Raw genomic sequence first — 12458 nt, forward strand, 5'->3', positions numbered from 1 at the left:
GAATTTGAAATTTAACCATTGATATAGAAATTTTCTTCAATGATGATAGACGGGGAAATTTCATTTACATAAAAAAGGATGAAATATTTTAAATATTCCATCCCTTTCACATTAATCAATTAATTAACTTATTGCTTGATGATCTTTACCATTGTATCGGAGTTTACCCTTACCAGATACACACCGGAAACCAATGTTGAAAGATCGGTCTTTCCGTTTTCAAACTCTCCGGATTTTACGATTTGTCCGGACATATTGTAAACCTGAAAAAAATATCCTCTTTCCTCAGGAGCTTTTATATAAAGTATATCTTTCACAGGATTTGGGAAAAGAGAGATTTTATTTTCTTTAACCTGATCTACGACCTCAACCGCTTTTAAAACAGCTGATGGTTTCGTTAGAGGCAATGAAGTAATTTGCAACTTAGGAATTGGGCCGCTTTCGCTTCCGTTTGCCTCGAATTTCATTTTCACACAACGACAGTTCATTCCAAAGTATGGATCATTGTTATCATTGTAAGCAATCATTCTGTTGGCCGTAGAAGCTGCATCAAACATAATATTAACCGGCCTTCCAAGGTAATTTGAATTTAAAGCATCCGTCCAGATTCCCGGATACTGGAAGTTGATCACATTATAAGTACCCTGTGCTGTTTGATTTCCGATAACACTTCGAATTCCTCTGGAACCTGAATTAGGATAACTTCCGACGCTGTAAGCAGGATCGTTATACATATACCCAATGGTTGTAGAGGTGCTGTTTCGCACGCGCACTCCGAGATAATCTGTAAGCACGCTCCACCAACTTGCTGCATTTTTGCCTTTTTTGTACCAAGGTGAATGACCAAAGTCTTGATTTGAAACTATAGAAACACTTGTAACATCAGGAATTCTCCAACCTTCCGGACACGGATCGAATGGCGATTTTGGTCCTCCTCTACCCCATCTGTCGGAAGCTAAATTAGGCTCCGTTGCCAACCAGTCGGTTCCGTTGGTATAAAGCGGCTGCGCTGAATTGTACGCAGCATAAGTACTCGGAATCATATACACTAAAGGATTTTTCACAGAATAAGACAATACTTTAGCTACTTTTTCTGAAGGCTTATCGGTTGTTAACACATTCGCGTTGGCTGCGTTGGAATATGTGTTATATGGAATGATATAGCTTCCCGCTAAATTATTATAAGTTGCATAATTCAATGTAGTGTAAGTAAGGCTTCCGCTCGCTCCCATATTACCTAAAAATATTGAATTCGAACTTCTGTTATCTGCGTTTTGTAAAATAGGAATCGGATCTTTTCTTCCCCATTGATAATGCAATCCTGCAGATGCTCTGATTTGCAATAATTCTGCACTTGTTGGCGTAAGAGGATTTGCCACTAAAGGGAAAGCATCAGTTGCTCCAAGGTTTCTATCCATAAATTCAGTTTGAAGCACAGAATATCCCTGAGTAACGTAATTTACATAGTTCGTAATATTCAAAGGCAGCTCCGTTACATAAGGTTTTGAGGCAATCGGAGTATCGGTTACCCAAATGTGCCAAGACCAATAGACAGGATTTGTGATGCTTCCGTTGTGAAGCGTAACAACAGCGTTTCCGCTTTGATTCGGATTAATAACCACTGAAATTTTTGAGTTGGCAAGTGCCGTTACTGAACTTGGCGCAGGATTCACAATAGATAAACCGCCAACCAATGCCGTATTCGTAGTCCAAAGAACATTAGCTTTTAAATTATTAAAACTTGAAGGATCTAAAATCGTTTGGTTATTTAATAATTGACTTTGAACCGAAAATGCTTTACTTACGGGAATTTCAATCGTTGTTGCCACCGTATTTTTTACCATCTGATACGAGTTTGGATTATTAATTCCTTCTCTATATTCTACCGGTGCTGTTAAATATTCTGTCGGGAAATTGTAATTATTTACAATATATAGCGGGTCTTTAATACATCTACACGCATTGGCATCGGAGGTTCCCCCTGTCATTAAAGGCATATAAAAAAATCTTCCTTTCGCATTCGGAATATTTGGATCCTGAATATCCGGCTGATCTTTATCCGGAATCATCCACAACATTCTGGCTCCAACTGCCGGAGAAGCATCAAAATGTCTTGGCATGGTAGCCGTCCAAAGTGCTGTATGATGCTCATCACTATACTGCCCTTCGTGAGCATTTCTAATCAACTGACCCGATCCCGGGAAAACGCCCATATTATTTCCGCCCACATTCGACATATCAAAACCGAAATTGGCATATACTCTAAAGCCCGTCATATATCCCGGAACTCCCGCATCGGTAGGTTTAATTAAATGATACTTATTAGCTTCAAAAGTATTCTTACCCAAGTTTGTCCTTACGCCAAAAGGGGAATAATCTATTCTAATATCATCAATATAAGACGTAGAACCCTGATTAGCTACTAAGACAGACGGAATACGCCAACCGTTCGGACAAGGATCAAAAGGAGACTTATCCCGATAAGGATTTGCATTCGCATCTGCATTATAATTGGTGGTAATAATTTTTCCCTGAGAATTATCTGACCATAAATTAAGCTCTCCCAATTGTGCATCTGCAATACCAGAAGCTTTACCAAACCAATTGACAGGCAAGTTTAAGTTGTTATTATAATATGCTTGCCCTGTATTGTCATCTTTGTTTACATAAATTAAACTCAACGGATTTTTTACCGCCAACTTCATATTATTTTCAACCAAAGCATTAGAAACTGTAACGTATTTTGTAAGATTATCTATCGTAGCGGCGTTGGTCATATTCTTCGCCTGTCGGTGGCGAATTCTACCTATCGTTCCGCTTACTTCGTAAAAATCATCAGATTTGGTTACCAAAGAAGGGATAGGGTCTTTTCTTCCCCATTGATAAAGCAATCCGCCCCCTCTGTTCCATTCCGAAGAAGTCATAGAATTGCTTATTGCGCCTAGGTTTCTATCCATCCATTTCCAATCAGAATCCGGAATAACTTCTATAACTCCGTTGCTTCTTTGTCGTGTAACTCCAGGATAACTTTTGTATGTAGAACCATTTGTAGGATCATCCGTTACCCAAATATGCCAGCTCCAATAAATTTCACCATTGATTCTTAATGCAACAACCGCATTCCCCTTTTTAGATTTATTCACGGGAACCCTAATTTTAGCATTTTCTGCAGAATCTGTGAGCTCCAAAGAATAACTTGCTCCGGTTTTTATCAGCCCATGAACATCTTCCCACAATACCTCAGCAACCATCTTCCCATCCGGAATTTTTACCCCCAGCCATTTATTATTCTGCCACATGGCATAGGCTTTGGCTACGGGAATTATGATTCCGCCATTATTCTGTGAAGGATCAAAAATGTAACTGTTGGGAGCTTTCGTCCAATCTAAAGGCTCCGCTTTTAGTCTTTCTTGTTGATTTTGATTAAATTGAGTAGAGTTTACAATACCATGCTGAGAATTTTCATTTTTAGTTAAAGACTCCGTGTTTTTCAAGCCAGAAATACTTGAATTACTAAATTTCGAAGGGCTATCATTCCATTCCTTATTTTGGGAATACATGAAAACCGAGACCAGGCAACAGGTTGCCGCTAAATGTTTTACTGACTTTTTCATATTCCTTGATTTTGTGCTCTTTGTCTAAATACAACATTTAAGCCTTTAATAAAAATCCATTATTAATTTTATAAATCATTTGATAATAAACGATTTATGGACACAAAAAATTATAATTATTAAATTATATATGCAGATACCACACTTTCCAACTTGAGCAATGCAAAAATACAGCAATATGGGTTGAATTTTTTATTATTAAAATCAATATAAATAAATATTAATAATCAAAAACTAATAAAACATTTACAATATTCAATTTCAAATAAAAAAACAGCACGTGAAATGCTGTCTTGAATATCTTTTAAAGAAATAAATCAATTTAAGGAAGTAAGAAATTCTGATAAAGATCAATGGTAAATCTACCCGCGATAATATTTCTGAAACTTGCAAAAACTAAGAAGTTAAAGATTACCATAAATATAATAAAGGCATATACCATGATTTTACTCTGTTTTGAAATCACATACATCGAGTTAGGAATAATCACAAGTCCTAAGCCCGTAAAAGCACCTACCAATCTCGACGAGAAAACCGGATTATTTCTAAAAATAAAGAAGAAACAAATCCCGACAAGCGCATAATTTCTATGATATTCATAATATGGATATTTTTCTTTGAGCTTCGTGTCATACACAAAAAGGAAAAAGGTAAGGATAGCAGTCATTAATTCGGGAATCCCAATTCCTCCATTAAGCCTTTCTACACTTTCTTCCATATAAGCATTAAAACCACCGACAACCGTACTATCTGATGCAATACTATCTAAGAAACTACCAAAAACTCGATATACTTCGAATGGCGACATGATGATAGACGCAATAATTGATCCAAGCATAATACCTTTATTCACCGGAATACGTGCCACCCAATACATCGGAAGAAACGCATAACAAATATTATGAATACCTCCCGCAAGATAAATACAGAGCAAAAAATAAAATAACTTCCTCTCTTTAATAAATCTAATAGCAAAATACCCAATGGCAACCCCTAAATTCTGTCTAATCTGCCCACTTTCCCCAATAAAAAAACCAGGAATAAACATAAACAAAAGAAAAGTAAAAGGATAAAACGTATTATCTTCCACATACTGAAGCTTAAAGAAAACCGCTAAGGCAGCGATTACCAGCGTCAGCATATAATAAGGGGAATCAAAAACATTTAAGAGAATCTTATTGATAAGCACATACAACCACTCCACATCCACAGATTGGGAAGGGGTGAGGTGCAACCCTTTGACAATAATACTGCTGTAATCTATCGTATCTGAGTAAATGTAAATCCCACGATAACTCCCGTAGTCTGGGCCTACATTATTTCTCAATCCCGCAACAAGTACCATAAAAACACCTAGAAGATACAGATACTTTCTATCTACCTTACCTCTAAAAACTTCTTGGAAGCTAAATATCAATAAGAAAAAGATTATGATCAGGAAATACGGGTGTAATAAACTCATTATTTTTTATTATGAATCTTTAATAAATATTTTTTCATCAAAAGGAACTTCTGCAAAAGTAGATTATTTTTTATTTCGCCTAAAATATTTTATTGATTTTCAGACAAACTTATTGTTAAAACATTTTGAACTACTCCTGAAAAAATTAAATTTGCAAACTTGATTTTCATAATGCAATGCATCGTTTTTTTATATTTTTATACTATCTGATCGCCAAAAACAAGCTTCTATCTGTATTTTTTGCAGTTGGAATCGCCGTTTTGTGCGGATTTTTTGCTTCAAAAATTAATTTTGAGGAAGATATTAATCAGATTATTCCTAAAAATGAAAAGTCGGATCTTACGGCAAAAGTTCTGAAGCAGCTCAACTTTTCCGACAAAATCATCGTTATTATTGAAAACAAATCCAAAGAAGAAAGTTTTCAGCTTTCGGAAACTGCTGATACTTTTTTAATCAAAATTGAGCCTTTACAAAAGTACATCGGTTCGGTTCAGGGAAAGGTGAATGATAATGAAATTTCGGAAACCTTCGATTTCGTGAATCAAAATCTCCCTTTGTTCTTAAATGAAACCGATTACAAAGAAATTGAAAGAAAACTCCAGAAAGACAGCATCGCCAAACAGGTTGAAAATAATTATGTTTCGTTAGTTTCGCCGACGAGTTTAGTCACAAAAGAATTCATCAAAAAAGATCCATTAGGAATTACTTTTCTCGGTATTAAAAAACTGAATGCTTTAAACATCAGCAAAGATTTCAAGCTGGAAGACAACTACATCGTTACCAAAGACGGAAAAAATCTTCTGCTTTTCATCGATCCGAAAAATAAAAGCAACGATACAAAAGCCAACGAATCATTTGTCAATCAATTAAACGAAATAAAAGACAATCTCAACAAACAATTCAAAGGAAAAACGGAAATCAGCTATTTTGGTTCACCTGTAATTGCGGTTGCGAATGCTCAACAAATCAAAAAAGATATTCAGAACACTGTTATTATTTCGATGACAGTACTTTTATTATTGTTGATTTATTACTTCAGAAATATCTTCACGCCGATTATTGTTTTTCTTCCAACAGTATTCTCCGTTTTACTCGCTTTGTTGATTTTATACTTCATTAAAGATAAAATTTCCGCCATTTCATTAAGCGTCGGAGCCATTTTGATCGGAATTACGATTGATTACGCCTTGCATATTCTCACGCACTACAAACACAACAACAATATTGAAGAGCTTTACAAAGAAATTACCAAACCAATTGTCTTAAGTAGCGCAACAACGGCAGTTTCATTTCTATGCTTGGTTTTTGTTCGTTCTGAAGCATTGAAAGATTTGGGGCTTTTTGCAGCTATTACAGTGATTTTATCATCAATTACCGCTTTGATTATTGTTCCGCAATTATACAAACCTAAGGCGAAAGAAAAGGCAGTCAACACCAATTTTATTGATAAAATTGGGTCTTATCCTTACGAAAAGAATAAACCTTTAATTATCATCTGTTCAGTCATTATTATCGCTTGTCTATTTGGTTTCAGACATGTTGGTTTTAATGAAGACATTGGTGATTTAAATTATATTCCGAAAGATTTAAAGATAAGTGAAGCAAAACTGGAAAAACTTTCAGACATCACTTCAAAATCCATTTACACGATTTCTTATGGAGATTCTGAAGAACAAGCTTTGGCGAGAAACTCTCAATTGAGCCAATTTTTAGAAAAAGAAAAGAAAGACGGAAAAATTTTAAGTTACAATTCGCTCGGAAATGTTGTTTTATCCGAAAAAGATCAACAAAAAAGAATTGAAGAGTGGAAAAAATTCTGGGATGTGAATAAGAAAAATCAAACGATTTCTGAATTAATTAAAAACGGAAATCAATTTGGGTTCAACAGTTCTGCATTTGATCAGTTTAATGAAAATTTAAATAAAGATTATTCTACATTAAGTTTAAAAGATTACGAAAAAGTAAAAGCCCTACAGATTTCAGAATTTTTAAGTCAGGAAAATGGTTTTTATACGGTTTCGAATGTTGTAAAAGTTGATGAAAAGAAAAGAGATGCCTTCATAAAAGATGTTGAAAAGAATCATGAAGCTTTGGCAATCGACCGCCAACAAATGAATGAAAACTTTTTAGGTTTATTGAAAAATGATTTTAATACATTAATCAATTATTCTCTTTTAGCAATTGTTTTAACGATTATTGTTTTCTTCAGAAATTTTGAATTGACTGTCTTAACGATGTTCCCAATTGTTTTAACGGGAGTTGTTACAGCAGGAATTCTCTATTTCTTAGGATTAGAATTGAATATTTTCAGCACTGTTGTTTGTACTTTAGTTTTCGGAGTTGGAGACGATTTCAGTATTTTCCTGACACAAGCAATGCAGAAAGAGCATACAAATGGTAAAAACGAACTTCCAACATACAGAACTTCTATTATTTTGGCGGTTTTCACAACGATTTTATCGATAGGTTCTTTGATTTTCGCGAAACATCCGGCTTTACATTCATTAGCATTAGTCGCTTTGATCGGAATGTTTTCGGTAATCATTATCACATCAACATTATATCCTTTTTGGTTTAGATTATTAATTACAAACAGAGCAAAAAGAGGCCTCTCGCCAATCACTTTCAGAATGTTATTAAATTCTGTTTTATCATTCTTATATTACGGATTGGGAGGGTTGATATTTTCTGCCATTGGAAGCATTTTTGTTAAAAATTCCAAAGGAAAAACTTTAGACATTATAAAATTAATTTTGGCTAAATTTTTAACTTCTGTCTTATATACGAATCCATTTGTAAAGAAGAAGCTCATTAAAAATCCAAATGAAGATCTGAGTAAGCCTGCAGTTATTATAGCCAACCATACTTCATTTCTAGATACATTGGCTTTGGCGATGACGACTCATAAAATTATTTATTTGGTGAATGATTGGGTGTACAATTCTCCTGTTTTCGGAAAATTGGTGAGAGCTTTAGGTTTTTATCCCGTTTCACAGGGAATCGAAAACGGGATGGATCAATTGAAGGAAAAAGTGAAACAGGGATATTCACTGGTTGTTTTTCCGGAAGCTGAACGTTCTTACATAAATGATGTGAAAAGATTCCACAAAGGAGCTTTTTATATTGCGGAAGAATTTGGACTGGATATTGTTCCGATCTACATTCACGGAAATTCTGAAGTGCAACCCAAGGGTGATTTTGTAATTTACGACGGAAAGATTACTGTAAAAGTTGGCGACAGGATTCATAAAGACGACGTAAGTTTTGGTAAAAATTATTCTGAAAGGACGAAAAAAATCAACGCTTATTTCCGTGAAGAATTCGCCAAAATGAGAGAAGAGTTTGAAGATGAAAATTATTTTAAGAAAAAATTACTCTTAAGTTATTTATATAAGGATAATGAAGTGGTACAGGAAGTGAAAAATGATTTCAATCAAAACAAATCGGTTTATTTTGAACTCAATAAGCACATTCCAAATGATGCCAATATTTTGCATTTTGCGAATGATTATGGGCAGAAAGATGTTTTGTTAACCCTTCAGCAGGCAAGCCGAAGAATGTTTACCTTAATAACTAACGATGAAAGAAGAGAAACAGCAGAACAAACGTATTTGGTAAAAAGAAGAAAAATTAGTTATATAAAAAACACCACAGAAATCACTAAAAAGATCGATGTGCTTCTGGTTTCAGACGAAAATTTTGATCTTAATACCGTTACAGAACTTCCTGAAACTATCATTTTTGTAAATGTTAACTCAGATTCATTCAAGACTGATAATTTTACACTAAAGTTTAGTTCTGAATCATTAAAAGTATTTAGTCATAAATAATAAATATGAAAAGCATATTTTTGTAAACCCTTAATAAAAACTAATGCAGAAAAATATACTCGTTATATATTACACACAAACCGGACAGCTGGAAGACATTGTACGGAATGTAGCTCAGCCTTTTGAAGCCAAAAAGGATGAATATAACGTAACTTATTATAACATCAGAATGAAGGAAGACTTTCCGTTTCCCTGGCCAAATGATGTATTTTTCAATACCTTTCCGGAATCTTATTTGCAAATCCCCAGTGAGATCGTTTCGCCATCGGAAGATATCCTGAACAAAAAATATGATCTTATTATTTTCGGATATCAAGTTTGGTATTTAACGCCTTCAATTCCGATTATTTCATTTTTAAAAAGCGGATATGCTGAGAAAATTTTGAAAGATACTCCCGTTGTTACGATTTCCGGAACACGGAATATGTGGATGCTTTCTCAGGAAAAACTGAAGGTATATTTAAGAGATTACAAAGCTAAATTAGTCGGAAATATCGCATTGGTAGACCGACATGATAATTATACCAGTGTTTTAACTGTCATTCGCTGGATGATTGGAGGCCAAAAAGAAAAATCGGGAATTTTACCTGCCGCCGGAGTTTCTGATGAAGAAATTAACGGTTCTGTAAAATATGGCAGAATTATTGAAACACATTTCCGCAACAATGATATGGATACCCTACAGACCGACCTGGTAAAAAACGGCGCTGTAGAAATCCGGGCATTTTTGGTAAGAGTAGAAAAAGTAGGAAACAAAATTTTCACCGTTTGGTCTAATCTTATTATCAACAAAAAAGAAAAACGACCGTTGCTTATCAAATTCTTTAAGGTATATTTGATGACTGCGATATGGGTTATTTCACCTATAGTATTGGTCTTACACTTATTAACAACACCTATCTTTTGGTTTAAAAGAAAGAAACAAAGAGAATATTTACAAGGAATTAATTTAAAATAGAATGAACGACGTATTTATAACAAAAGCATTTACATACTTACCCAATGAGCCGGTTTCTAATGACGAAATGGAAACGTATCTTGGTTATATAAACGACGCACCTTCCAAAGCAAAAGCCCTTATTTTAAGAAACAATAAAATCAAAACAAGATATTACGCTTTAGATAAAGAAGGTAATCCTACTCATACCAATGCGCAGATTGCCGCAAAAGCTGTAGAAGGACTTTTTGATGATCAATTCAAAAAAGAAGATATGGAATTGCTTTCTGTAGGAACTTCTTCACCCGATCAGATTCAGCCTTCACATGCATCCATGGTACATGGCGAACTGAGCGTGAACAAATCGTTAGCCATCAACACGGCATCAGGTCTTTGTAATTCCGGGATGAATGCACTTAACTACGGATTCCTTTCTGTAAAAGCCGGGGTTCACAAAAATGCAGTCTGTGTAGGTTCCGAAAGAATGTCTGCATGGATGACTGCGGATAAATTTAATCATGAAGCCGAAAATTTAATTCTTTTAGAAGAAAGACCGATCATTGCTTTCAAAAGAGAGTTTTTGAGATGGATGCTTTCTGACGGAGCAGGTGCTTTCTTATTGGAAGGACAGCCGAGAGAAAACGAAGTTTCTTTAAAAATTGAATTCATTGATTTTTATTCTTATGCTCACGAGATCGAAGCATGTATGTATGCCGGAACAGAAAAACAGGAAGACGGAAGCTTAAAATCATGGGCAGATTATCCATCAGACGAATGGTTAAAACAATCAATTTTTGCATTGAAGCAGGACACAAAAATTCTAGATAAATATATTCTTGTAAAAGGCGCTGAAAGTTTAAGAACATCATTCGATAAACATCAGCTTGATCCTGAATCTGTTGACCACGTTTTGGCTCACATTTCGTCAGGATACTTTAAAGAAGGCTTAAAAGACGAATTTGCAAAGGTAGGATTGGATTTTCCTTGGGAAAAATGGTTCTATAATCTTTCTGAAGTTGGAAATATCGGGGCAGGTTCTATTTTCATCGCTTTAGAGCAATTAATGAATTCAGGAAAGCTGAAAAAAGGAGAAAAAGTACTTCTTTGTGTTCCGGAAAGCGGAAGATTTGCTTATTCTTGTGCTTTATTAACGGTTTGCTAATGGAAAACAAATTACCCACAACTGATCAGAATTTTGTGGAAAGTCTAATTCCGCAACGATTTCCTTTTGTTATGGTAAACAGCATTGCAGAATATTCTGAGTCTTATCTGGTTTCAGGATTTGAAGTAAAAGAGGGAAATATTTTTGTTCAGGACGGAATTTTTCAGGCTTCCGGCTTGGTAGAGCATCAGGCTCAGAGCGTGGCTTTACACACCGGTTACAAATATTATTTGTTAGGAAAAGAAGCTCCGACAGGTTATATTGGTGCTATTAAAACTTTTGAAGCCATAAAGTTGCCGAAATTGGGAGAAAAACTAACTTCAGAAGTGTCTATCATTAATGAAATGATGGGGGTAACTTTAGTCGATATCGTAACGAAAATCAACGATGAGGTGATTGCAAAATCGCAGATGAAAACGGTTGTAATGTAATATTTAAATATTTGAATTAAAAGCTTTGCGATCTTGGCTAAGTGAAACGCCTTTGGGAACTTAAAAACGCTTAGCCGTCAAAAAAACTTTGCGAACTTTGCGAACTTTGCGTTAAAATTTAATTCAAAATAATATATAATTGAATGGAAATCAAGGAAGAAAATATCATCAATATCCACAACTTTTTGCCACATCGCGAACCGATGTTAATGGCAGATTACATTCTGGAATTGACTAAAGAGAAAGTGATTACTTCCTTTGAAATAAAAGAAGACAATATTTTTGTTCACAACAACGAATTTGTTGAAGCAGGTTTAATTGAAAATTTAGCACAAACCTGTTCATCAATTCTCGGACAAAGTTTCTTCGAAAATCCAGCAACAGATACGAAAGTTATTGGTTTCATTACCAATATCAAGAAAATTGAAGTTTTTGCATTGCCGAAAGTTGGTGATATAATCATTTCAAAAGCATCATTGATTTCTCAGTTTGAAAATATCTGTCAGATTTCTTGTGAGACTTTTGTTGATGATAAATTACTGATAAAAGGAGAAATTAATTTGTTTATTCAAGAAGTAAAACAATAACCGATGAAAAAGCAGGATCTTCCTCAAGACGAGAGCAATCTGAAATCAGCCAACATGACTGAAGTTTTATATGTTACGGATGAAAACAATAACTATACAACAGCAAACAGTATCGGTTGGGATGCTAAAAAAGCAGCTTTGGATGAATCTTTAGCATTAATTAACGAAAGAATTGAAGAAGCAAAACAAGATGTTGCCAATAATAAGGTAAGTCCGATTATTTATTTCATGGAACTGAATAAAATGGATCTACAGGTTCTTGCAGCCTACGTCGGAATATGGCAGTGGCGAGTGAAAAGGCATACAAAACCGAAAATTTTTAAAACACTAAGCGAGTCCGTACTGAAAAAATATGCCGATACTTTCGGTATTTCAGTGGATGAATTAAAAAACTTTAACGGTAAATAGAAACCTTCAAGGTTTTGAAAACCTTGA

The 12458-nt window shown here is 34.7% G+C and carries 8 protein-coding genes; 6 read left to right on the plus strand and 2 right to left on the minus strand.

What is annotated here, in order from left to right; genetic code table 11:
- Positions 1–128: 128 nt before the first annotated feature.
- The gene (locus OXQ85_RS10920; RefSeq protein ID WP_267404423.1) at positions 129–3614 is read right to left on the minus strand and encodes a T9SS type A sorting domain-containing protein; all 3486 of its coding nucleotides are present in this window, start codon (positions 3612–3614) and stop codon (positions 129–131) included.
- Between the two features lie 322 nt (positions 3615–3936).
- On the minus strand, positions 3937–5076 hold the full coding sequence (locus tag OXQ85_RS10925) for an EpsG family protein (protein ID WP_267404425.1): 1140 nt from the start codon (positions 5074–5076) through the stop codon (positions 3937–3939).
- Between the two features lie 176 nt (positions 5077–5252).
- Here OXQ85_RS10925 and OXQ85_RS10930 point away from each other — a divergent pair, with 176 nt between their 5' ends.
- The 6 genes from OXQ85_RS10930 to OXQ85_RS10955 all read left to right on the plus strand — a co-directional run bounded on the left by OXQ85_RS10930 (position 5253) and on the right by OXQ85_RS10955 (position 12431).
- A complete protein-coding gene (locus OXQ85_RS10930; RefSeq protein ID WP_267404427.1) occupies positions 5253–8906 on the plus strand; it encodes an MMPL family transporter in 3654 nt (1217 codons plus the stop codon).
- Positions 8907–8949: 43 nt separating this feature from the next.
- Positions 8950–9864 (plus strand): dialkylrecorsinol condensing enzyme DarA, encoded by a 915-nt coding sequence (locus OXQ85_RS10935; RefSeq protein WP_267404429.1) that lies wholly within the window; start codon positions 8950–8952, stop codon positions 9862–9864.
- A 1-nt stretch (position 9865) separates the two neighbouring features.
- Complete coding sequence (locus OXQ85_RS10940; RefSeq protein WP_267404431.1) at positions 9866–11005, plus strand: beta-ketoacyl-ACP synthase III; 1140 nt, start codon at positions 9866–9868, stop codon at positions 11003–11005.
- Complete coding sequence (locus OXQ85_RS10945; protein ID WP_267404433.1) at positions 11005–11436, plus strand: hypothetical protein; 432 nt, start codon at positions 11005–11007, stop codon at positions 11434–11436. Before OXQ85_RS10940 ends, OXQ85_RS10945 begins: the two co-directional genes overlap by 1 nt.
- 143 nt (positions 11437–11579) lie before the next feature.
- Positions 11580–12023: an ABC transporter permease gene (locus tag OXQ85_RS10950; RefSeq protein WP_267404436.1), complete on the plus strand. Its 444-nt coding sequence runs from the start codon at positions 11580–11582 to the stop codon at positions 12021–12023.
- 3 nt (positions 12024–12026) lie between these two features.
- Positions 12027–12431: a hypothetical protein gene (locus OXQ85_RS10955; RefSeq protein ID WP_267404439.1), complete on the plus strand. Its 405-nt coding sequence runs from the start codon at positions 12027–12029 to the stop codon at positions 12429–12431.
- The last annotated feature ends 27 nt before the right edge of the window (positions 12432–12458 follow it).

This window comes from Chryseobacterium sp. GM_Chr_2, from assembly GCF_026540445.1.
Lineage (GTDB): Bacteria > Bacteroidota > Bacteroidia > Flavobacteriales > Weeksellaceae > Chryseobacterium.